The following is a 24,021-nucleotide window of genomic DNA, read 5'->3' on the forward strand; positions in this document are numbered from 1 at the left end:
TTGTCCTTAAGGAGTCGTTTTTATGAAACATGTGGCCAAGCAAGCGCATATCACAAGTAGTAAATACGACAAAGTGCCAGAAGGTAACAACGGCCTCGTTACCTAAGTTTAATCAGGTCCCAACGATCACCTCACCAGGTGGTGTGACAGTAGCTGTGCCAGTTGAAGTTACTGTTGATGCTAATAATAAAGCCAAAACGAATATACAAAAAAGCCAAGAAGAACTAGGAAAGATTGCTCTTAATCTTTCTAAACAACCGGGTTATGAGTACCTTGCGACACTGGACAAAGATAACGATATCAATTGGGTACAAGTCGATCTGATTCAGAAGAACTGGGACTATACACAAGAGGGTTTGACGTCAGGTGCTGCGGCTTTAATCGCTATTGCTATCACTGTCGCTGCAGGTCCAGCAGGTAGCGGCCTTAGCGCTTCCATGGTGGCTACTAATGCTGCTGGTATTGCTTTGCAGACGCAAGCGGTTATTACACTGATTAATAACAAAGGCGACATTAGTAAAACGCTAAAAGATATGGCGAGTAGTGATACTATACGCAATATGGCAACGGCTGCATTGACAGCAGGCGTAGGCGCTAAACTAGGTCTTGGAGGAACTGCTACTGATACCTTTGGTCAAAAACTTGCTAATGGTGTCGGTACTGGTGTCACCCGAGCTGTTGCAGATGCTGCGCTTAACGGTGCAAGCTTTGAAGAGGCTTTAAAAAATAGTCTTCGTGGTGCGCTAGTCGATGTGTTTGCAGCGGAAACGTTCGGGAAGTTTGTAAAAGATTTCGAAGGTGATGACTTTGCGAGCGATTTGGCTCACAAATTAGTCGCTGCTGGTGTTGGCTGTGCTACCGCTAGTGCCAAAAAGCAGGATTGTAATGCAGGTGCTATTGGCGCTGCTGTTGGTGAGATGGTTGCACAACTTAGTACTAGCGAAGAAGATGAGTTGCTTACTAAGTTGGGTATTGCATCACCTGCTCAACTAAAAAGAACTGAAGATATAGCTACATTAACAACCGGAACTATTGCGCTCATGCTCAATGTGGACGTTAATACAGCAGCAAACAGTGCCAATCAAGCTGTAAAGAATAATCATAATCTTGAGTCTGCGAACAAAGTAAAAATTAGTGATGCAGATGCTTTAAAAATGAAAGCAATGATTTCGGCTATACTTCCTATTGATACTGTAGAGGCGGTGGTTAAGGCTGTAAAAAATGGCTCAAGCTATCGTGAAATTGGTCTGATCATAGGTGCTGGCGGTGGTGCTCTCTTGCTTAAATCAGGCAAACTCAGTGATCTATCTACGTTCATAAAAGTAAAGAACAGAGCTTGTTTTGTCGCTGGAACCCTTATTGAGACTATTAATGGTCTGAGAGCTATTGAAACCATTAAGCAAGGCGATCTTGTCTGGTCGCGTCATGAAGAAACATTAGAATATGGCTACCGCCCTATTGTAGATACTTTTAGTCTCGATAACAAAGAGATTTATGAAGTAGTCGTCCGAGACAATCATGGTAAGCTAGAAACTTATCAAACGACCGAGGAGCATCCGTTTTGGGTAGTAGATACAGGCTGGTTGCCAGCGTCATTATTACAAATCGGTATGACGCTCGTTAATCGTGATGACAAAGCAGTATTGACAGTAGTTAGTCAAAGTAAGCTTGATAAAACTGATACCGTTTATAATTTTGAAGTCGAAGAGTTCCATACTTATCATATTGGTGAGTTTGGTACTTGGGTGCACAATAGCTGTATTGAAAAAGTTTTGCCTTCAGTTAAATCATTTGAACAAGCAAGAAACAAAGCATTTGATTTAATAGAAGAAGTAGCACCAATGGGAAGCTCAAAACCCGTTATTGGTAGATTAAAAACAAGTAAAGGATATGGTCAGGTTGTAGGACGCGAATCTTTAGATGGAAAAGTAAGATGGCGTTTAGATTATGATGATAGTAAGGGTATGCATATTAATGTAGAGGATTTTAGATTAGGTAAAGGTGACAAAGCTAAGAAATATGCTATACCGATTGAAGGTGGTAAAGAAGCTGATTTTACCAACTATCTTAAACAATTTAACAGGTAATCTATATGAGTATATTATTTGATGAAGCTCTAGAAGCTCTTAAAGAAGTCAGAGTATTAAAAGATGAAGAGTCTAAGGAAGTAATAGATCATTTTATTAGCTCCTTTCCAATACAGACTAGTGGTAGCGGTAGAATTGATTGGGACAAGATCGATAACAAAGTCTCGTTAGTTTCTGTTCAAGAAATTAAGACCCAAATAGATTTTGGATTAACTGAGAAATGCCTAGTAATTTGGAACGATGAATCACATCCAATTTTGGAAACAACTATCGAAAATGTAATTCATGCTTTTGACGATGTTACCGCTGTCAGTTTTGATACGTGGATATTTTTTCCAAAAAGTAATAACGTGATTGAAAATCTTTCTTCTAGTCTAAAAATGACCACACTTTTTTAAAGTGTGCATTATATACCACCTAAAAATTAATAATTTTGACAACGTTACTTCATTTATAATGGCAGCATATTTTTGGAAAAGGTATTTAGATTGGATAAAGTAAATAAATAGCTTGTATACATTTTCATTATAAAAATTACATGAATAACTCTGGCTACGTACCAGAGTTATTTTCAACATTTTTATTCAATCAATTATTAATGATAATCGGATAAGAAACAACCCTCGTCTCAGGTGGTGGCGCAGTTCGTACTACCTCAGTCACGGGTTTTTCTGTCGCTTTGTCTTTGATCCAGAAATCAACATAACTATCTTTACTAAACCATGCCGTACCAATATCAGTAGCGAAATCTAGCTGATAGTTAGTGTTGGCTTTAGCATCAAAGGTAATTTTAGTAGGCAGAGTATAGTGCCCTGCCATACGGTAAGTGACGGTCAATGTGTGCTCGCCTGTCGTAATCGGGTAGACATTGTCCCAAGTATCGCTGTAAGCCTCTTTTTTATCTTTAGGGACGCGCTTACCATCAATCTCCATGATATAAGCAATACGATCACCAACGAGTCTGGTATGTCGTGGCTCCATTTTACCCATGACAGTTGCACTCGCGCCCGATATAGGCGGCTGATAGATCAGCTCGCTTGGTAATTCTTTTACATTTTTCATGCTCATACAAGCGGTCAACAACGGTAACGCACACACCAATACAGTCCACTTCATCGCTTATCCTCGATAGAATTAATTCAATTAATAGCAATTGTCTTTTATCACTGTTAAAAAACATTCATTGGCGAAATTTCAACGTTTATAGTTTATCTCTTTATCTTTCAATCAGCGATATTTTTATTAGAAATTATCGTAATAGTTAGGACATAATGAACTTTTATGCGCATCTTTACCGCTGTCTCAATATATCCTTGCGCCTCAGCTGATCTGCAAGCTTCTAATACATCCATTGGCTTGATATCAGTTATAGGCATGATGCCAAGGTATGCATTTAGCCGTTTCATCTGCCTATAGTTATTTTTGATAGTAGAGGGGGCGATATGAGTCTTGCGGCTCATGTACTCTTCAGCAACCATAGCGAATGTATTTTTAGACTCAAGTAATTGCTTGCACTCTTCATCTCTTTTGATATCGCGTGGATCATCACCGTTAGCAAGATGATACTTAATATCAGTCTGCATCTGTCTGGCAGCTGCTAAAGTGATCTCTGGGTATTGACCTAGTGTTACTGTGACACGTTTTCTTGTGATAGGTGTTGTATAGTCAATGCGCCAAGCTTTTGTGCCGGCCTTACTGATATGTAAATAAAGACCACCGCCATCGGTTAAGGTATAGGGTTTGTCCAAAGGCTTGGCCTTATCGACTTGAGTATTGGTAAGGGGTTTGACGGTTTTTGCCATTTTTACAGTAAGCAAGGGTTAATTATGGGTATATAAGGTAAGTTTTGGTCAATAAAAAACCCCTAAAAGCCTTGTTGGAGGGGCATTAAGGGGTGTTTTAGTATATTCATGTGGTGCGCCCACAGGGACTCGAACCCCGATCGATCGCTTAGGAGGCAACTGCTCTATCCTGTTGAGCTATAGGCGCATTATGGAGAGCCATTGTAGGAAAAAGCAGTCATAAAAGCAATCAACAAAAGACAAATAGAGGCAATTTGTCATTTATCTCCATTGCTAAGAGCATCAGCGACATCTACTGGATTATCGCGTGATGCTTTTTTTGCCCGTGATGTTGGTTGAAACAAGTCGTTTACGCTATTCTTATAACCATTAATATTATAATAATCGTATTTCTCTAAAATACCTTGGCCCGTACTTGAGAGTAAGAAGTTGCGAAAACTAACGGCAACCGTACGGTCTGTCAAAATAACGCCTTCGAGTTCTTGCTTATCTTTCAAGGCATAATTAAAGGAGGTTAGTGTACGTGCCTCTTTATTATCGTTCTCGGTAGCTGCCTGTTCACTATTAGCATTTTCACTATCAGTATTTTCGCTATCGGTTTCATCCTCTGTAATAACTGTATTGGCGTTTGCCTTACTCTGGTTATCTTGGTGTTGAGACGCTGTCAGCTTTGCTTGTAGTTGCGCGAGACGTTCTGCCGATAGCCTATCATTTGCGATAATGATGTCTGTATTAAAAGCGGCGTCGCTGTCATTGTTAGCATTGATATCATTATCTAATAAGGTTAAAAGTGTGTTTGGTGCCACATAGCTTGCTAACACTTGAATATGAGGATAACGAGATTCAAAACTGACAATGATATCGTCCAATGGCACTTGCAGGCTTTTTGCTGCACGGACATACAGGATGCTATCAGGCACAGTTTTGGCAGTCTCATCGCCTTTGGCAGCGGCAGATTCATTCTCACCTGCCATGATAGGTAGCGGATCTATACTTTTACGATTGTGGGTCCACAACCATGCAATTAGAGCGATAAAAATTGCTAGCAGCAATAAAATTAGCCCAGCCAGTAGCAGCTTGTAGTCTTTCATATATTACCGCTCTTTTATTAATGGATTCAGTTCAAAATTTACATAAGACACTATAGGTGATATATGGCTTGAGTCAAAGCTTTTGTTCGAGTACTTCATTGGTTAACTCTGTCAGCATCTCTGCAAACACATCTGTATTCACAAAAGAAGGCATAGACGCTGGGGTTTTATTCTCAGTAGGGTTATTACTAAGCGATGCAGGCTGGCTATCAATCGCTTTTGTATAAGCTGTCGCTTGATGTGCAGCCAATGGTGACTGACCGATCATAAGCTTGTCTTTTAGCCATTTAAACCCATGCGCCTCCCACCACGCTTCAAAACGCGATAAGGTGCTACCACGCACTGCAACAGGCAAATCTAATGTACGTAATTTTTGTGCCAACACAGGATCGCTGATGGCTTGGTGAATGCTCAGATAAAGGGAGCTACTATCGTCAGTATAAGGACGTCTGTTTTGCCATGATTTATCATCGATTTTCATACGCGGTAATTGCCATAGCTCACCACGATAGTAAACAACGTATAAACGTTGTTTCGGATGAACAAAGACGGCATCAATAGGACGCAAAGGCATAATGTTAAATCATCTCGTGATAATGGATATTAGGTCTAGATAAGGTATAGAAAATAACTTAAAAGAGCGGCAATGTATATTTTATTATCATAATTATAAGCAGTGCCACAAAACGACATTAGATGTCGCAAGATAGTATAATGCTGATATCTATACTGGTAAACATCGAGCATCAGTGGCACACTGACAGAGCATATACGTGGCTTATAAAAGCGTATTGTACATCATATAATGCTAGCAGAAATGCATGACAGTGACGACTGCCAAAGATGTATTGATGAGTATCAATTCGGGCTTCATTGCTACTTTCTGTGGCACTTTTATTACAAGCGTAGTGATTGACAGGTTAGCTGTAACCAACAGTAGCCCTCAGCGCTTACGCTTATTCTAATCAGATTATTGTCTATGTTTACTATCATTCAGTCACATCGTACCGAAAATCTCGTTGACCAACTACTGGTGCAATATCAGTCAAAGAGTCAGAACATTTTTGAACCTTTTATTGTTATTGTACCGTCAATGGTATTGGGCGACTGGTTGGATAAAACCATTGCTAGCCGTGCTGGCATCAGTACATTGGTGCGTACCAAATTTTGGGGTCAGTATCAGTGGACACTCATGCAGGATGTGCTAACTCGCCATAATGCCTATTTGTTAGAGGGTAATCCTGAAGCAGCAACCTTGAATGTACCTGAAGTTGCCGTGCTGTCGCCTACGGTGATGCAGTGGCGCCTGTTCGGCTACCTAACTTACTATCAAGCGTTGATTGTCAACGATGACACGCATCCTGTGAACCCATTGTTGGCATCTTTGATTGACGAGCCGCAAGAAGGGGTCAAGCAAGATAAGGCGCAACAAGACGCGCGCATTTGGCAGCTGGCAAGTGATTTGGCAAGGGTGTTTAACCGTTATTTGACTCATCGTGAGGACTGGCTGGCGCTATGGTCGGATAACAAGCCACTTGATGTAGATAAACTAATCGCAGATAAAGATGCACTCTCACTACGTTTTGATCAGTATGCACGCGGTACGCCTGAATGGTTAGTGGCGCACTATGTAGAGCTTGAGATTGCGCAGCGCTTTTTGTGGTCGCATTTATTTGCGGATGTACATCAGCACCGTGTGGCCATTGAGAATACCTTTTGGTCAGCCTTAAAAGATAACAAAGCAAATGAACGTGAGCAGCTACCGACAGTGCTGCGAATTTTTACTATTCAGCAATTGCCACAGACTGAGCTTGATTTTTTGCAGCGCTTGTCAAAATATATGGACATCACGTTACTACACTACAATCCCTCAAAGTTATTTTGGGCAGATATTGTTGATAAAACGTGGCTACAGCGTCAGCAGATTATTAATCCCCAAAGCGTGTTTTTACGTGATTACGGGCACAGTTTACTGTCGCGTTTAGGCAAACAGTCTCGTGATACTTTTGCTATGTTGGCCAATTTGTCAGGTAATGAGCAATACCAAGAGGCGCTGGTGGAGTGGCAAGACAACTTTAGTGATAGGTTTGATGATGAAACTGGTAGCGTCATCGATGGCAGTGCCAGTAACAGTGATGATGATAGGTTGCAAGCAGCAGAAAACGGCCCAAGTTTATTGCGCCGTTTGCAAAACGATGTGTTGATGCTTGACGAGCAATCAACCCAACAAGCGACAGCAGCAAAAGTCTCAGAGGCCGTCAGCAACCAAATAGCATTGGATTTTGAGCAAGAAACGTCATGGTACGACGATGAGGTACTAGAGAATAAGCGCTTTGAGAAAGACCGTTTTTGGGCTATCTCTTCTCAAGATAATAGCCTAAGCATTCATTCTTGTCATAATTTACAGCGCCAACTTGAAGTACTGCGCATTATGATTGGACGCTGGCTCAATGAGCCCATCAAAGCTGGTGAGAAAAAACGCCATATATCAGACATTGTGGTGTTGCTACCTGATGTTGAGCGTCATCATGCGCTAATTAGCTCTATTTTCGTCAATGGTAGGGGACAAGATGGCCTGACCTTGCCTGCGAAGGTGACTGGTGTTGTCGATGCTGATATTCGCCAGTTATGGGAAGCGATTATTGGATTTTATAAGCTGCTTGGCAGTCATAGCGCTCGTTTTGAAGCGGCTGAGGTGTTGGACTGGCTGATGCTGCCACCCTTATTTGAGAGTTTTGGGTTGACCCATGAGCAAATGAGCCGTGGTTGTGATTTGTTGGTGGAAGCTGGATTTATCCGCGGGTTTGATGAGCTGCATCTAAAGCAGACCCTAGACGTCAATGACTATGATTATCGCTTTAGCTTCGCACAAGCGTTAGACAGACTGACTTTGGGTTTAATTATGCCAGAGGCGGGCCTGAGTGATTGTTTATACCCTTTGCATGAAGATGAATGGCCAAGTACGGCTGTACCTGAGATGAGCTTACCACTCGCGCAAGTGAGTCTAAATGACGCCATGATTGTAGAAGCGCTTTGCCGTATTTATACTGGCTTAGTGGCAAGGCGTGATGACCATACACAAAAAATGAAAGCGGAAGATTGGCTAGATCAGATTGAGACCCAAGTGATTCATCAATACTTTGGCGATGTCGATCAAACGCGTACGATGCGCGCTATTTATAATGCGATGAATGGCTTTAAATCGAGCTTACGTGCCAATCGTCATTATAGACAATACTCTAGTGGTGATAGCAGTAGGGTAGAGGTGGAGCAAAGGCTGGCAGGGGTCGAGCAATTACCGCTCAAGCTGAGCTTTATGCTAGACAGTATCGAAGCTGAGCTTGAAAGCCAGCAAGTCAGTGCTGAGCCAACTGGTGTGATTACTTTTGGTCGATTTGGTGCACTACGGAACGTCCCTTTTGAGCTGGTGGTCATGCTCAATATGGATCTCTCTGAGTTTCCTGGGCGCGACCGAGACAACCGATATGATTTGATGAAAGCGACCAATTCACGGCGCGGTGATAGAGTCAGCGAGGACGATGATAATGGGGCATTTTTGGATGCGCTACTATGTGCGCGTAGTGCATGCTGGATATTCTACAATGGTCAAAGCTTGACTGACACTCACGAGCATCTACCAGCGAATCCTGTAAGTGAATTATTACAGTTCTTACAAGGTGAGGTACAGTGGCAGGTTAACTCGCTTGATACTTTGCCTGAAAGTATTGATTCAACGGCAGAAAGTCTTAAGCGTTATTTACCAAAGCTCATCAAGCAATGGCTGGTCACTGAGCATCCAGCACTACCTTTTCACAAGAGCTTGTTTGAAGCAGATATTGAAGGAGCTTCTGAGCAAAAGGCTGATACGTCCAATACCAATGTTGATCCAAGCAATACGTCTGATGATGTTAGCGATAGTAACCTTGATACTGCTGTAGCCGATGAGCTAGATAGGTTGCTAAATAAAGCCATGCGCAAAACCAAGCTGGCTCAGAAAAAACAATTTCCTCCAGCGCCGCTATGGCAGGCTGTGTTTGAGACACTACAGAAAAAAAGATCTAGCGAGCATCCACAACTGATTGGCTTACCCACAAAAACACAGTACGAAGCCATTGCTCAAATGCTGGGTCATCGCTTGGGTGGACTGGGGAACATAAATCATCAAATCGTGTCTACATTAGCTAATATGCTGGGACTCGATACTTCTACTGCTGCTAATGATATGAGTGATAGGACTCAGGTGCTCACCCGAATGGTGCGTGATACCGTATTTAATATTGGCGAGATAGATATTGAGGGTATGCTGGTGTATCAAGTGCGCCATCCTGCCAAAGCGTTTTTACGGTCTCAAAAAGTGCATGTGGTACAAGGTGAGGAAGCGATGGCGCATCAGGAACCGTTGTTTTTGGATCACCTGACAACTTATCAGATTAAAGATCATTTGATTAAAGGGCTGGCCGCCGATAAGCGTACTGACAATACGGCTCAGCAAGATAGCTCAACGTTGATGTATCAAAAAATCATACCAGCAGGGGTAGCACGCCAAACCACGTTGCCCAATCAGCAACAACAATTACAGCAGCAGTGTTTAGAGTTTAAAGAGCAGTTGATCACTAATGGTTTTGGTGAATGTGTCGTACCTAATATAAGTAGAACAGAGGACATGCCAGCTTTGCATTTACTGACACCCACCGCAGAGCACCCCGTTCAGATAGAGCTGGCAGCTATACTTAATCGTGTAAATAGCGACGCAAACAGTCAAATAGATACAGACGCATGGCTTAAAATTCTGCCTAAATCTATTAAGATAAAAGGTATAGTGCCGCTTTTGACGCCAAGGCTATCACCAATATCAGTATCATCAGATAACGATGATAAAAACGCTCATATTCAGGCAGGCATGACCTATACCGAGCAATCACCTAAGCAATGGTTAAATATACTGCCTAATTCTGCCAGTCCAAAACATCTCCTTAAGTTTTGGTTGTCCCATCTATACTGGCAAGTAGCCAGATGCACCACGGCTGAGCAAGTGGCAGCAAATGATGGCGTGAGTATTTGGCGCTTTAATAAATCGAGCTCAAAAGTAGATGCCTACAAAAATGTCATCGCATTTAAACTAAGCCCAATCGTCTATGAGGATGCGGTACTGGAACTGATAAAGTGGGCGATTTTTGGCAATCTATCGGGTCAAACACCCATCACATTACTGCCTGAGTATGCGCTCAATTATCTGGCTAAGTGCTCAAAATCGCAAGCAGATGATAATGAAAATAGCAGTTATTGGCCAAAACGGGCAGACTTCTCAGATTGGCTAAGACCTAATTATAACTCAGACACGGTATACGATACTTGCTCGCAGCATGCCATCTGGCAATATGTACTGCGTGACCAAGATGCCTTTAGAGCCTTATCAGCAGCGTTGACCACCTTGGCGCAACCACTGTATAGGCCGATGTTTACCGCATTAGACGGGTTAGACAATTAGCTATAGCAGTTGTTTTTAGTTTTCTTTTTATCCTCTAGATTTTATAGATAATAATTAAAAGTATGCGCTTATATGACAGATTTTACTGACACAACCGACATTATCGAACCTACTGTACAACCAAATTTATCTGACGATCATCCAGATGTTTCGGGTGACTTAGGGGCTATAGTTGAGGAAAAAGAAGAAATAGCACCGGCGGTTGCGGTTGCATTAACGGGTCGACACCTTATCGAAGCCTCAGCGGGTACAGGTAAAACGTGGACGCTGACTGGTATTGTGCTGCGCCTACTGATTGAGGCACGGCGTGCGCCAGAGCAAATCATTGCCACCACCTTTACTCGAGCCGCCGCTGCCGAGATGCGTCAGCGTATCCATGATCGTTTGGTAGAGTTTTATCAGCTATTACAATGGGTCAATAACCTGAGTGCAGATACCAAGAACAAAGATAACTTATATCCCAATATATTGCAGGTACTGCCTGATAGGGGCGATAACAAGAATAACAAGGATAAGCCAACAAGCAACGACTCAAGTATCGAATCAAATGCTAAAACAGAGGCTGATGAGTTTAATCAAGATATTGACCATGACCATAAACATGCTCAGCAGGTGGCTCGAGAAAAGCGCGCGCAAGTCAAAAAAGCGCGTGAAGATTGGTTAAAAGAGCAAGCCAAACATGCACGCTTAAACGCTATTATGGACGATCCCATTAACCTACATTTAGTCGGTTATCTATTAGATCATGTGTATAGCTATCCGATGGCGGAGGCGATCCGGCGTACTGCATTAGTGTTAACCACGTTGGATAAGCTGTTTGTCGGGACGCTCGATAGCTTGGCGCAAAAGTGGCTGACCGAGTACAGTAGTGAAACCGGTCATCAGCAAGGCATGGCGATTATAGAAGACAGTAGTATCGAGCAGGTTACCGATAGTATTATCCATGATGAGCTGCGTCAGTTTCAAAGCCGTTTGTATCATGAGCAGCCCAAACTGTATGCGCTTATGGATCAGCAAGGTAAGCTGACTGCAGTAGGGGATCATAAAAAATTCGTTTCTCGCTCGCTGAACTTTATTTCTGCGCCGATTGATGAGATGAGGGCTATTGAGTTTGATATCCAAAATTATGAAGAATTTTTGAATCAGTTCTGTAATTTTGACTTTAATGACATTCAAACCTATCTTGATAAAGATTTTAGAAAAAAAGAAGGGTTCGATAATCGTAAAAGTGTTGCTAAAAATTTAGGTTTTTATCAAGATTTCAAAGATCTTATTCAAAATAAGCAACTATCCTTTTCTCAAAGCTTATCTAAACCACAATTAAATTTTTTAAAACAACTCAAAGCTACTTACGATGACTCAGAGGAATCTGGATTCTTAGCAGACAAAGAACAAGGAAGAGTGAGGTTTATTAGTACTAAATCCGTTCAGATGATGCTTAAGCTATATAAATATATTCAACAGTTTAATAGTTACATCATTACTATTTTAGCCAACCTTAACCGTCATATCGTGCTTGCGGTACGCAATAGACTGCCAGTGATTTTAGAGGAGCGAGGGGAGACCACCTTTAGTCTGCAGATGGTGCGCTTAAACCAAGCACTAACAGGTCGGCAAGGCGATAAGCTAGCACGTTATATACGTCACCATTACCCCATTGCATTAATTGATGAGTCGCAAGATATCAATGGCGAGCAAGCCATTATGATCGAAAGTATCTATTTGCCAAAGCGTAAACGTAAACAGTCGGATAATGACAAGCAATCCACTACTAAAAAATCCAGCCATGAGTTTTTGCTACTGGTTGGTGACCCAAAGCAGGCGATCTATGGGTTCCGTGGCGGTGACGTGACCAACTATAATTATATGAAAGGGCAGTTTGACAAAAGTACCATTTGGACGCTCAACACCAACCGTCGCTCAAATGCAGGGGTGATTCATGCACTAAACTGCTGGTTTGGTATGCCGACAGCAACGACTGCTGACAACAAGCTGGCACAGTTGGGCAGTGATATTTATTACCAGCATACGAAAGCTAGGAAAGAAAAAGAAGGTGAGGAAGCCAAGAGTAAACTATCTTGGTTTAGGGATTCAGACGCAAAAGATAGTAGCTTGGTGACGGAAGTGCTTTCTGCTCAGCCGGTGAGCATCTTGCACCTGCCTAATGGTAAAGATGGTGAGCTTGATTATGATGAGTATGAAATCACCGCTCGTCATATTGCTAGCTTGCTCAGTAGTGGTCAGACATTAAAAGATAGGCCGATTCAGCCTAGTGATATTGGAGTGTTGGCACGTACCAAAAAAGATTTAAAGCAGGTTGAAGACGAGTTGGTCAAACTAGGCGTCCCAACCCTGACCACCAGTGACGTCAGTATCTTCGAGACGATTATGGCAGAAGATGTCGCAGCGCTACTGAGCGCCATGCTCTATCCGTATCGTCATGACATGATTAATCGGGTCTTAACCAGTCATCTATATGGCCTAAGTATCAACGATATCAAAGCCATGATGACGGATCATGAGTCAGGCGTGGCTGAGAGTGACGATAGACTTAATAGTATCAATCTAAATAGTAGCGATGTTCAAAATACAGAACATAAAAAGAGCTATCAAGATTTTATTACGTATCTAAAGGAAGGGGCACAGCGCTGGCAGCATTTTGGTGTTTTGTCGGCGCTACATTACTTACTAGATAAAAGCCCCATACAGACACAAGGCGTTTGGCAAGCACTAGCCGCTCATCCAGATGGCGATCGACATATCATGGATTTGCGTCATATCATGGATGTGTTGGCGCAGTATGGCCTAAGTATGGGTGAGCATGAGCTATTAGCTTGGTTTAGGCAGCACATAGAGGCTGCACCCAACAGCGATTGGGCGAAGCAGTATCCGCTACCCACAGAGTCTGGCGTGCAGCTCATGACCATTCATAAATCAAAAGGGCTTGAGTTTCCGATAGTCTATGTACTGGGTATGGGAGATGCCAGTAGGAAATCAGGTAATAATGAGAAGTATGGTCTGTATCTATATAATGCTCAGCAAGCACCTTCAGCGTTAGTGCAGCAATCAGCAAAGGATCAATTTATAGGTAATCAGCGCCGCTTCTCACCATTGCAAGGCTCTGCTACGGTAGAGGACTATTATACTGATATCGAAACAAAAGAAGGCTTTGATGAGCTGCGCCGACTTGGTTATGTGGCATTTACGCGGGCTAGCGAGCAGCTTTATATCGTGCTGCGAGATCCAAGCAACAAAACAGGATTTGAGCTAAAACCGGTATTTTATTGGTTTGATTCTCCAGACGCAAAGTTTGAATTACCTGATAGGCTAAAAGGCACGATAGGTATGCTTAGAGGTCATAATATTAATGAGTTCTATAATAGTCACTATACTAAGACAGTAACGTCAACAGATACCAAACTTACCATCGAACCCACGACACAAGCGATTGAGTATGTTCCTTTTGCTGAGGTCATGAAAACGAGTTATTTTTATGGTTGGGCTAAGACCAGCTTTACAGCTTTGGCTCGTCAGCTAGACGAATCAACACAAGCAATGGCTGTTGTTGATGAGCGTATTGATGATGCGATAGACATTGATATGGCAGACGCTGCAATGTCGTTAGAGCCTTATCCTAATAGTAGCCTTGATAGTAATACGTCTCTCGAAAAAATTGATGAGCTAAGTCTCAAGTCAGAAGAGGATATTCGCTTTACCTTTGTAAAAGGTGCTAATGCAGGTACGTTTTTACATGAGATATTTGAAAAAATCGATTTCACTAATAAATCCCAGTGGTCTGGGGTGATCGATAGAGCGGTCAGTAGTTATCAATTACCGCTGATGTATAGCAGTGCTGAACACCAAAGCCGTAGAGCACAAGGTAACCGAGAAGAGAGTTCTGTCTCATTTAACGCTGATGCAATAGATACGACAAAGCATGAGGCCTTGATTGCTTGGATTGAAGAAGTGCTGCGTACTCCGCTGCTAGCGTCCAATCAGCCACTTTATTCTCTCAACGAAGAGCAACGCTTTGCTGAATTAGAGTTCAATATGGGGCTGTCAGAGCGCTTTAAAGCAGAGGATATCAGTCAGTTATTTCAACAGTATCTACCTGATGAGACAGACAAGCATGTCAATCTTGTACCGCAAAATAGAACGCACTTGTATCGTTACTTGCGTGGTGAGATTGATTTGGTTTATGAGTATGCTGGCAAGTACTATGTGGTCGATTATAAGAGTAATTTTTTAGGAAATAGCCTAAGCGATTACAATGAAAATACACTCAGAAAGGCTATGACAAAAGCAGGCTACTGGCTACAAGCAGCAATTTATCAAGTAGCTTTGCATCGATTCCTTTCGATGAGAATTGCTGATTATGTAGGCAATGAGTCTAGGTATTTAGGGGCGGTAGAATATGTCTTTCTAAGAGGGGTATATAGCCCCGACGCTCAAGCAACTGCTACCGTATCACAAGAGGCTATTAAGACGAGCGAATCACCACATAACGGCCGTTATGGACTTGTGACGTGGGATATACCAATCGATTTTATCAAAGGTTTAGATGCGCTATTTGGTGTACCTGATTAGTAGATCATACCTAACGACTATCATTAATCAAAGATTCTAAAAAGATCAAACAGGTCAAAATAGAGACAAATATATCATGAGCAATAATAATAAAAGCAGTGCAGCAATGGGCTTACAAGAAAGCTGGGCCAGTAATATCAGTGATTATATTTTGCTACGCCGTGAGCAAACGCGTATAGCGTACGACGCAACGTATGCAAAAGCGAATAATGAGAGCAAACAAGCTGATAAGAAAGAAGACGATTATTTATTTAACGCATTGTTCATGATGTTAGCGACGCATTTAGAAGAGGGCCATACCGTACTGACCATTAAGTCCTCTGAGCATGAAGAGGTATTGCAAGGTGAAATCAATAATGAGTCAGTCACATTATACACTTGGCAGCAACAGTTATTAGAGGTGCTAGCAATGCCAATCTTTGCGCTCATAGATACCAAATCAAATACTCAACCAGAAGATCAATCTACCGCCGAAACGTCGATATTTACATTGCTAAGCACATTATTTGATAAGCGGAATCAGCTATGGATACAGTTGGCGCTGAGTAATCATGAAAAGGACATGCTAACCAAGCGTTTTGATACAATTGCCAAGGTATTTCAGCTACTAAAAAATACCGACTTTAATTTTTTCATAAATCTAGTTAATAAGCATGCTTTGTTTGCTGAGGTTAAGGCTAACACTAATAGTAACAATGAAGAAAATAGCCTAAGCAATAATAACCAACCTATCATTTACGACATAACTAACAGCCAAAATTCAAAAGAATCTATTACTTTTTGGCTACATCGCGCATGGCAGGCCGAATTTAATTTGGCAAAAAATATTAACAATATCTTGAATCAAAAAGTAAAGCCTTTACCAATAACAATACCTGAAAGCCTTCACGAAAATCAAATAAAAGCAATTAATGTCGCTAATAACAACGCGTTTAGTATCATTACCGGTGGTCCAGGGACAGGTAAAACATACACCGTTGCTCAGTTAGTTATTGCACTGCAACAAGCGACAGAGAGTGGAGGGGAGGGTTCTGAAAATATTAGATTTAGTACGGATAGTGCGAGTCTCGCACTAGCAGCGCCTACTGGTAAGGCTGCACAGCGTATGCAAGAGTCTTTACAAGCTGCTTTGGATACAGCGGGCATTAATTTGCAGCTGCAAGAAGCCAAAACCATTCACCGTTTGCTAGGTATTGGGCGGACGGGCAGACCTCGTTACAATGCCGATAATCCACTTGGCGAAGATATTATCATTGTTGATGAAGCGTCGATGCTAGGGGTTGAGTTGGCTAATTACTTGGTGAGTGCAGTGAAACCAGGCGCAAGGCTCATACTGTTAGGTGATGCTAACCAGTTGGCAGCAGTCGATGCAGGGGCGGTATTGGCGGATTTATGCTGCATACCATTGCTACAATCCATTCATGCAGAGCTGACTGAGAGTCGCCGATTTGGCGCGGACTCAGGTATTGGCAAGCTGGCTATCCAAATCAATAGAGCAGAGACAAATCTTCAAACTATTTGGCAATTATTAAGGCAAGACGATGCCTTGAGTTTCCAATACGTGAATACGTTGCAAGTAGACTCTGTACCAAGCAATCAAATAAAAAATAGCCTAAGCAATGAAAAAAATATCTTAAAGATCTCCCAAATTTATCAACCATATATAGAAATAGTTAAAAATTTACTAAGAAATCCAATAGAAAAATCTATGCCAGAATCAATAAAAAACACTATTGCATCATTGATGGAAATATTTAGTGAGTTCAGAATATTAACTGCTGGTCACAATGGTGAGTGGGGCGATCATTACATCAATAATTATCTCACCCAATGGCATCTCACTGAACTAAAGCTCCCACTGGGTCAAAACGCATGGTTCCACGGTCGCCCTATTATGATTTTGCAGAATAACTATGAATTAGGGTTATTTAATGGTGATATTGGTTTTTGCTTACAGACATCAGATGAACGAAATCAATTGGAAGTATTTTTTGAAAATAAGACCCAAGGGATTGCGGTCAATCTACTCAACGAGGAGGTAGTTGCTACTGCATACGCTATGACGATTCATAAGTCGCAGGGATCTGAATTTGATCATGTCGCAATTACGTTTGATGATAGTCATGCAAGATTATTAAGCAAGGAGCTTATTTATACAGCGGTGACTCGTGCCAAAAAACAAGTGACGATATACAGTACGAAACACGCTTTTGAGAAAGCTGTCCAAACACCGACCGAAAGACATACCGGTTTGTCCCTACAGTTTGAGTACTTATGATTATCATTCTAAGTTCAAAAAAAGCATCCAAATTGGATGCTTTTTTTGAACTTAGATATTGTTAGTCACTTAGAGGTAAGACTTAAACCTTATCTTCTTTGATAGCATAGATACCTGGCAGGTGACGCAAGTAACCATGGAAGTCCATACCACAGCCATAGACATAACGATCTGCGACATTAATACCAACGAAATCAACATCAAAATCGGCAACTTTGCGGTCATGCTGCTTGTTTAGCAGCACACAAGACTCGAGAGATAATGGTTTTTCTTTATTTAGCTCTTCGACAACAGCCTTTAGAGTAATGCCTTCATCAAAAATATCATCAATCAACAAGACATGCTCGCCTTCGATACTCACATCAGGCTTGAATTTCCAATCAAGATCGTCAGTACCTTCGTTGTCACGATAGCGTGTCGCATGGATATAATGCATACGATGATAGAATGTCAGATGCGTCAATAATTGACCAGCGGGAATTAATCCACCGTTCATAACAACCATCACAATTGGGTTCAAACCAGCGTAGTGTAGGTTAAGCTGAGCGGCCAAGCGCTCATAAGCGGCAGCAACTTCAATGCTGCTGATCAGGCACTCTGAGTTACGTAATGTTTTTTCGATTTCTTGATTGCTGATTTGGGTCATCGGGCGCACCTTTGGTGAAAAATGCCAAGTATTTTAACAAGTTTTGGTAAATTTTCCCAATGTTATATGACCATTTGATCAAAATTTAGCAATTACTCTGGTTTTTCAATGATAAATGGACGGTAATAATTCGCCAAACGATTGAGAGAGTCATTTGGTAGATCAGGTAGTAGCTTGTTAAGCGCCATATTCATTCCTTTATCAATCGCAGATTTGGCAACTGGCACTGATTTGCGTTTGATCATACCTAATTTTAACGTTTCAGCGTAGCGGCTGACGAAGTGGGTTAATGTCGCGTCATTCATGGTTTCGAGCGCTGTTTTAAACTTGGCTCTATCTACGTGCTCTGGTGTGATAGCAGCAAAGCCTTCAACGATAGTTCTAGCATCTGCTTCTGACAACTTAAAGCCAATACGTTTTACGCCTTCATTATCAATAAAAGTTGCCTGATCTTTTAGAAAGTGAAAGCTTGGCAGCACATCTTCGTTATTTTCTTTACCTAACAAGATATTGAGTAGGGTATCTGTGGCACGTTCAATGGTGGCAACAATCTTGCGCATGGCCGCTTGACGCTCAGGATTTGGAATAATCTCAACCAAACCGACTAACAAATTGTCCGTTAGATCTCGTGCAGTCTGATGAGTGAGCGCGTCTCGGTAAGGGTAATATTCTACTTGCTCATTTGAAGCAACGACTTGTTCGGCCTCGCTGATTAATACTTTTAATTTATCTGAAGGTACGAAACCAAAATAATGTGCCATTATGCTTCCTTTATTTGTTGTTTTTCATGTCTTACTTGCGTTACATTTGCCGTGAAATCGGTTACCATTTAACCGGAATTTGAAACAAAGACTCACCACGCTATATGCTACTTAGTGACGCACCTTAATTGTACAATGTGAAAATTTGTTGGCTAATATTTATCACACATGATTTTTACAATTTATTCGGTGACGGGTCGGTTTATATGAATGACTCGCTGCACACTAATTTAGCATATTTTTTATATTTTGATTTAAAAAGCTTGAACTTATAAGACTACCTACTACTTGTCTAGGGAGAGATAAGATGAATAGTGCTATTGTACTGATATTCGGCGTTGCTGCTATGCTTTGTGGCTACGTGTTTTACTCAAAATTCATTGCTACTAAAGTTTTAGCATTGGATAACAGTCGCCCCACGCCAGCGCATACGATGAAAGATGGGGTCGATTATGTTCCTACCAATAAATATGTACTATGGGGGCACCATTTTACCTCGGTGGCAGGCGCTGCACCGATTATCGGTCCCGCAATTGCGGTTATTTGGGGCTGGGTACCTGCCATCATTTGGGTGGTGCTCGGTACGATTTTTATGGCTGGTGTACATGATATGTCGGCCATTTGGGCAAGTATGCGCAATAGGGGACAGTCAATTGGCTCTATTGCGGGTACAGTCATGGGCACACGTGTCCGCAGTTTGATGATGGTTGTGATTTTCTTATTACTATTGATGGTCAACGCGGTGTTTGGTGTTGCTATCGCTAATATGATGATCAAAACGCCATCTGCTGTACTGCCTGTTTGGGGCGCCTTAGTGGTTGCCTTTATCATCGGTCAGTGTATTTATCGCTACAAGATGAATTTGGTTTGGGTATCTATTCTCGGGGTAAGCGCTTTATATGGGCTGATCTATCTTGGCCCTATGTTCCCGATTGTGTTACCTGAGACCGTAATGGGCTTACCTGATAACGCTGTATGGATTCTTATTTTATTCGCCTATGCGGCGATTGCTTCGTTGTTGCCCGTATGGATGCTGCTGCAACCTCGTGATTATATTAATGGTTTGCAGCTGTTCGTTGGTTTGATTTTATTGTATGCAGCTATCTTTATCGGCACGCCAAATATTGTCGCGCCAGCAATAAACACAGCACTGCCAGTTGGCACGCCATCAATAATGCCGCTGTTGTTTGTGACGATTGCTTGTGGGGCGATATCAGGATTCCACGGATTGGTTGCGACAGGGACGACGTCTAAGCAGATTGATAAAGAAGAAGACACGCGTTTCGTTGGTTATTTTGGTGCGCTAGGTGAAGGTATGCTGGCACTCGGCGCAATTCTAGCAGCAACCGCAGGTTTTGCTACCCTTGGTGATTGGCAAGCGGTCTATCAAAAATTTGGCGACGGTTCTATCGGTGCCTTCATTGATGGTGGTGCGACCATATTAAATGCGGGTGTTGGCATTGACATGGTACTATCACAGACGATGCTTACGGTCATGGCTGCCTTGTTTGCAGGTACCACTATGGATACTGGTGTACGCCTGCAACGCTATATTTTCCAAGAGTTCGGTGAGTTTTATAACCTGCCAGTCCTCAATAAAAGCGTGGTCGCAACATTGCTTGCTGTCGGCAGCTGCTTGCTATTAGCATTCGGCGCGGGCGGTATTGATGGTGCTGGTGGTATGATTATCTGGCCACTATTTGGTACGACTAATCAGCTAATGGCGGCGTTAACACTAATGATCGTAACGGTTATCTTGTTACGTAAAGGCAGAACAGTTTGGTACACTTTAGCGCCATTGTCGTTCTTGCTAGTCATGACGGTATTTGCACTACTTATTCAGCTCAAAACTTTCTTCACTGATGGCAATTGGCTGCTTATCATTATGGATATCATTATCTTGATAGCAACCATCTTAGTAACGTTTGAGAGTCTGTCTGTATTACGCAAAGAATGGTCGATACACAAAGGCAAAAGCGGTGACATTTAAACGCTAAACCATACTAAATATTTATCAACTTAAAAACGCTAGCAGCAATTGCTGGCGTTTTTTGTATCACATAGGCATGATAGGTAATAAGAAATAAGTAGGGTATAAGCGAATTATGGAAAATAAAAACACATCAAATGATATAGAAAACGCCCAACCACCAGAGAGTACTCAACCATGGTGGCAACGATTTGTGGCAGGACTCAATGAGTTTTATCATGCACCTTATCGCCAAACGATGGCACGTGCTGCCCGTGATGAAGAAGATTTCTTTATGCTGCTGATGTTTGCTGAAAGCTTAGGCATTGATAATCCTGCCAGCTTTTATACCTTAGAGTTACAACCGTTATTTTTAGAAAACTTTCACGAGTGGCACACGCGCATGGGTATGGATAGATGCCCATTTGACCATGTTGGCTGCTGCTAATCGTTTATTTATGATTGAAAAATAAAAATAATATAAGAAATGAGATAAAAATATGGCATTACATCCTCTACATACATTAGTAGAACAACTAAAAGCACAACCGATTATATTTATCGGCGGTAAGGGCGGTGTGGGAAAAACCACTACTGCCGCCGCACTTGCCAGTTATTACGCAAGCCAGCAGCAAAAAACGCTGATTGTCTCAACCGATCCAGCACACAGTTTGGGCGACGTGTTGGATACACAGCTTAATAACGCGAAAACAGCAATATCACCTTATTTCGATGCCATTGAGTTAAATCCTGATGTAATCGTTGACGAGCATTTTTCTCAAGTTGAGCGTACGATTAAATCCTATGCCAATCCAGATATGATGCCCAAAATTCGTGAGCATCTGAAGCTCTCAAAATCAGCACCCGGCGCCCAAGAAGCAGCGATGCTCGAATCCATGTGCCAGCATTTAGTCGAAGCGGCAGATGCAGGCTATGAGCATATTATCTTTGATACTGCACCGACAGGGCATACGCTACGGTTGCTAGTACTACCAGAAATGATGGGTGCATGGACAGATGGACTGCTTGCTCAGCAACGACGGCAAGCCAAGCTACGCTCAGTAGCGACGCATTTGGACAGTCACAATCAAAAAAGCAGTCAAACGGATAGCGCTCAAAAGAACCATGTGGCCAATCCGTTTGCCGCAAAAAAGCCTGATCGCTGGGAGCAAGCGGTATCCGTGCTAGAAAAGCGCAAGCAGTTGTTTCGCCAAGCAGGACTGCTGCTGCATGATCGTACACAAACGGCAATTGTGTTGGTTATGACGGCTGACGTGTTGCCGTTGGCTGAGACCAAACGGGCTATCGAACAGCTAGAGGACAGCAAGCTCACGCCCGCAGCAATCGTCATCAATCAGTTGATATCAACAACGCAGTCGGATGAGTTTTGGCGCCGGCGTGCTGAGCGTCAGCAGGATTTGCTGCAGGATATTGAAAACAATTTTTCTAAATATCCGCTATATCCAATTTATCTGCAGCAAACAGACGTACGTGGCACAGAGGCATTGAGTACATTGCTAGGCTAGATGCAGCAAACGATAGAACGGTAAATGACTACGACTCACGCTTGTACGATTGCAGCTTACCCGATAGCGACCATGCCATATCTGCGCGCAGCAGCTGCGCCTGTTCAGAATTACCACTGCTAAGCGATGACCATTGCGGTTTGCCGCGAGCCTTTTTTAGCTCACTAGGTAATTTATTCGCAGGCCATACGGTAATCGGGTTGCTATCTTCATTAGTATTGCTGTTGCTATCATTGTGGTAACTACCATCATCTGACGATGTCTCAAGGCTGCTTTTCTCGCCTTTGTATAATAGCTGGGTGGCATCAGTCGCAGCATGACCGCGATGGCGTAGGGCAGTGAGTAAGTCGATCGCTCGCGTTGCTAGCAATGTCAACGTCGCAGGATCGATATATAAGCGTTTTACCCCAGTGATCCTATCGGCAATACTACTGGTGTTAGATAGTAACCCGCCTGCGATACCACCTATCGCTGCACCCAAGCCCAATGTCGTACCTAGCGCTGCTGCATCAATACCCAACCCTAACAGCGCGCCCGCTGCTGCGCCAGAAGTGGTACGGATACCATAGCTCTTGAGTAACTCAGGATCAAATGGGTCTTGCTGATAGGCTTGCAATTCAAGCGGGGTTGCTGCAACGGCATTGTCATAAAACTTATAGAGGTTAAGTAAATTGTGCTGCATTGCACGCTCACTTTGCCTCACCGCTTCTTGCATTTGTTCTAATACAGGCATCGGGTCGTCATCTTCATTGATCTCGCGTACAAAAGAAGCGACATTCAATAAAAAGTCAGCAATAATAATATTGGCCTCATCATACAACTGCGCCCAATCTTCAGTCCGGCGCTGCATCAATTGCTCAAGCATCTCAGAATGAGTGAGCATGGTGGCGAGGTTTTGCCAAAGATGCATCTCATCTTCAAATTCAAAAGCAACGGAATCAAAACGTGTGGAGATATGTAGATTGCGTCTTGCCAGCATGGTTTGCCAATCATCAATATTGGCATTCTGACTGTCGGTAAAGTTAAAGACAGGCATCACCGGAATGGCAGCCCACGATAAAATCGCTAGCTCATCTTTATACTTGCCCAATACTGGCTCACGAGCATCTACCACATAGATGGCCATATCACTTGCCAGCAGCTGACGAATCACTTTTGCTTCTTGGCTATAATCATAGCTGTCTAGAACACCGCTATCTGCACCTTGAGCGATATTTGATGCCAAAAACTGCTGCAAGCGCTCAATACCATCACGGCGACTGGCGGTGTTGTCCTCCAACCAGTCCATGAGTCCTGATGCGTCCTCTAGGCCTGGTGTGTCGTATAGTGCTACCAGCACCTCACCCGTTTGACTGTCTGTCAGACTTGCTTGCTCGACGTGACGCGTGGTCGCCGCTTCGTTTTTGACTTCACCAAAATAGACATCACGCAGTAACGTGCGCAATATGGAGGTCTTACCGGTATTGGTGTGTCCCACGACCGCCAATTTTAGCGCCTCACCACTGGCGGTGGTTTTTTTTGTCACATTTGTGGTGGCTGGCGGTACTGATTCAGTTGATATGGATGGATTATCATGAGTCACTTTCGAATGAGCGGCCGTTTTTGACACTGTCGAATGCGAGGTCTTGGCGTTATTATTTGAGTCGCTGGGGAACGCCTTGTCTGCAAAAAGACCTGTAGGCGTGTGATGCTCGTGATTTTGGTTTTTATTGTCATTATTCATAGTCGCGTCTTATTGTTATTGATGATCAAACTTTAGCCATTTATTGTAAAACAAATCTGGTGG

General features: G+C 42.6%; 15 protein-coding genes and 1 tRNA gene. 8 read left to right on the forward strand and 8 right to left on the reverse strand.

The window, feature by feature from the left end:
* Positions 1-29: 29 nt before the first annotated feature.
* Both CUR83_RS06915 and CUR83_RS06920 read left to right on the forward strand, forming a co-directional pair.
* The gene (locus CUR83_RS06915) at positions 30-2,087 is read left to right on the forward strand and encodes a polymorphic toxin-type HINT domain-containing protein (protein ID WP_284719354.1); all 2,058 of its coding nucleotides are present in this window, start codon (positions 30-32) and stop codon (positions 2,085-2,087) included.
* 5 nt (positions 2,088-2,092) lie between these two features.
* On the forward strand, positions 2,093-2,485 hold the full coding sequence (locus CUR83_RS06920; RefSeq protein ID WP_284719355.1) for a CDI toxin immunity protein: 393 nt from the start codon (positions 2,093-2,095) through the stop codon (positions 2,483-2,485).
* A 190-nt stretch (positions 2,486-2,675) separates the two neighbouring features.
* On the opposite strand, the gene CUR83_RS06925 is transcribed toward CUR83_RS06920, so the two are convergent.
* From CUR83_RS06925 to CUR83_RS06945, 5 genes are all read right to left on the reverse strand, one after another.
* Entirely contained in the window at positions 2,676-3,203 is a 528-nt protein-coding gene (locus CUR83_RS06925; RefSeq protein ID WP_284719356.1) for a hypothetical protein, read from the reverse strand.
* Between the two features lie 107 nt (positions 3,204-3,310).
* On the reverse strand, positions 3,311-3,889 hold the full coding sequence (locus tag CUR83_RS06930) for an integrase arm-type DNA-binding domain-containing protein (RefSeq protein WP_284719357.1): 579 nt from the start codon (positions 3,887-3,889) through the stop codon (positions 3,311-3,313).
* A gap of 111 nt (positions 3,890-4,000) precedes the next feature.
* A tRNA-Arg gene (locus CUR83_RS06935) sits at positions 4,001-4,076 on the reverse strand.
* Between the two features lie 70 nt (positions 4,077-4,146).
* Positions 4,147-4,980, reverse strand: a complete 834-nt coding sequence (locus tag CUR83_RS06940) for a hypothetical protein (RefSeq protein WP_284719358.1) — start codon at positions 4,978-4,980, stop codon at positions 4,147-4,149.
* A 73-nt stretch (positions 4,981-5,053) separates the two neighbouring features.
* Positions 5,054-5,554 carry a hypothetical protein gene (locus CUR83_RS06945; RefSeq protein WP_223332669.1) on the reverse strand — a complete coding sequence of 167 codons (501 nt, stop codon included), beginning with the start codon at positions 5,552-5,554 and terminating at the stop codon, positions 5,054-5,056.
* Between the two features lie 405 nt (positions 5,555-5,959).
* Here CUR83_RS06945 and CUR83_RS06950 point away from each other — a divergent pair, with 405 nt between their 5' ends.
* The 3 genes from CUR83_RS06950 to recD all read left to right on the forward strand — a co-directional run bounded on the left by CUR83_RS06950 (position 5,960) and on the right by recD (position 17,333).
* Positions 5,960-10,468: an exodeoxyribonuclease V subunit gamma gene (locus tag CUR83_RS06950; RefSeq protein ID WP_223332667.1), complete on the forward strand. Its 4,509-nt coding sequence runs from the start codon at positions 5,960-5,962 to the stop codon at positions 10,466-10,468.
* Positions 10,469-10,540: 72 nt separating this feature from the next.
* Positions 10,541-15,055, forward strand: coding sequence for a UvrD-helicase domain-containing protein (locus tag CUR83_RS06955; RefSeq protein WP_186474511.1), 4,515 nt, complete (start codon positions 10,541-10,543; stop codon positions 15,053-15,055).
* A 73-nt stretch (positions 15,056-15,128) separates the two neighbouring features.
* A complete protein-coding gene (gene recD, locus CUR83_RS06960; RefSeq protein WP_071001541.1) occupies positions 15,129-17,333 on the forward strand; it encodes an exodeoxyribonuclease V subunit alpha in 2,205 nt (734 codons plus the stop codon).
* 82 nt (positions 17,334-17,415) lie between these two features.
* On the opposite strand, the gene CUR83_RS06965 is transcribed toward recD, so the two are convergent.
* Positions 17,416-17,979: a hypoxanthine-guanine phosphoribosyltransferase gene (locus CUR83_RS06965; protein ID WP_071001542.1), complete on the reverse strand. Its 564-nt coding sequence runs from the start codon at positions 17,977-17,979 to the stop codon at positions 17,416-17,418.
* Positions 17,980-18,071: 92 nt separating this feature from the next.
* The gene (locus CUR83_RS06970) at positions 18,072-18,740 is read right to left on the reverse strand and encodes a hypothetical protein (protein ID WP_071001543.1); all 669 of its coding nucleotides are present in this window, start codon (positions 18,738-18,740) and stop codon (positions 18,072-18,074) included.
* 307 nt (positions 18,741-19,047) lie between these two features.
* On the opposite strand from CUR83_RS06970, the gene CUR83_RS06975 reads away from it, so the two are divergent.
* The 3 genes from CUR83_RS06975 to CUR83_RS06985 all read left to right on the forward strand — a co-directional run bounded on the left by CUR83_RS06975 (position 19,048) and on the right by CUR83_RS06985 (position 22,235).
* On the forward strand, positions 19,048-20,730 hold the full coding sequence (locus CUR83_RS06975) for a carbon starvation CstA family protein (protein ID WP_071001544.1): 1,683 nt from the start codon (positions 19,048-19,050) through the stop codon (positions 20,728-20,730).
* 115 nt (positions 20,731-20,845) lie between these two features.
* Positions 20,846-21,157 carry a cory-CC-star protein gene (locus CUR83_RS06980; protein ID WP_093070887.1) on the forward strand — a complete coding sequence of 104 codons (312 nt, stop codon included), beginning with the start codon at positions 20,846-20,848 and terminating at the stop codon, positions 21,155-21,157.
* Between the two features lie 52 nt (positions 21,158-21,209).
* A complete protein-coding gene (locus CUR83_RS06985; RefSeq protein WP_093070889.1) occupies positions 21,210-22,235 on the forward strand; it encodes an ArsA family ATPase in 1,026 nt (341 codons plus the stop codon).
* A 28-nt stretch (positions 22,236-22,263) separates the two neighbouring features.
* On the opposite strand, the gene CUR83_RS06990 is transcribed toward CUR83_RS06985, so the two are convergent.
* Positions 22,264-23,958 (reverse strand): DUF3482 domain-containing protein, encoded by a 1,695-nt coding sequence (locus tag CUR83_RS06990; RefSeq protein ID WP_093070892.1) that lies wholly within the window; start codon positions 23,956-23,958, stop codon positions 22,264-22,266.
* Positions 23,959-24,021 lie beyond the last annotated feature (63 nt).

The organism is Psychrobacter pocilloporae, from assembly GCF_029872915.1.
Taxonomy (GTDB): Bacteria; Pseudomonadota; Gammaproteobacteria; order Pseudomonadales; family Moraxellaceae; genus Psychrobacter; species Psychrobacter pacificensis.

Coding starts and splice junctions, on each gene's coding strand:
- CUR83_RS06965 (WP_071001542.1), bottom strand. CDS start 17,979: ATGACCCAAATCAGCAATCAAGAAATCGAAAAAACATTACGTAACTCA.
- CUR83_RS06945 (WP_223332669.1), bottom strand. CDS start 5,554: ATGCCTTTGCGTCCTATTGATGCCGTCTTTGTTCATCCGAAACAACGT.
- CUR83_RS06980 (WP_093070887.1), top strand. CDS start 20,846: ATGGAAAATAAAAACACATCAAATGATATAGAAAACGCCCAACCACCA.
- CUR83_RS06975 (WP_071001544.1), top strand. CDS start 19,048: ATGAATAGTGCTATTGTACTGATATTCGGCGTTGCTGCTATGCTTTGT.
- CUR83_RS06955 (WP_186474511.1), top strand. CDS start 10,541: ATGACAGATTTTACTGACACAACCGACATTATCGAACCTACTGTACAA.
- CUR83_RS06950 (WP_223332667.1), top strand. CDS start 5,960: ATGTTTACTATCATTCAGTCACATCGTACCGAAAATCTCGTTGACCAA.
- CUR83_RS06930 (WP_284719357.1), bottom strand. CDS start 3,889: ATGGCAAAAACCGTCAAACCCCTTACCAATACTCAAGTCGATAAGGCC.
- CUR83_RS06970 (WP_071001543.1), bottom strand. CDS start 18,740: ATGGCACATTATTTTGGTTTCGTACCTTCAGATAAATTAAAAGTATTA.
- CUR83_RS06990 (WP_093070892.1), bottom strand. CDS start 23,958: ATGAATAATGACAATAAAAACCAAAATCACGAGCATCACACGCCTACA.
- CUR83_RS06915 (WP_284719354.1), top strand. CDS start 30: ATGTGGCCAAGCAAGCGCATATCACAAGTAGTAAATACGACAAAGTGC.
- CUR83_RS06940 (WP_284719358.1), bottom strand. CDS start 4,980: ATGAAAGACTACAAGCTGCTACTGGCTGGGCTAATTTTATTGCTGCTA.
- CUR83_RS06925 (WP_284719356.1), bottom strand. CDS start 3,203: ATGAAGTGGACTGTATTGGTGTGTGCGTTACCGTTGTTGACCGCTTGT.
- CUR83_RS06920 (WP_284719355.1), top strand. CDS start 2,093: ATGAGTATATTATTTGATGAAGCTCTAGAAGCTCTTAAAGAAGTCAGA.
- CUR83_RS06985 (WP_093070889.1), top strand. CDS start 21,210: ATGGCATTACATCCTCTACATACATTAGTAGAACAACTAAAAGCACAA.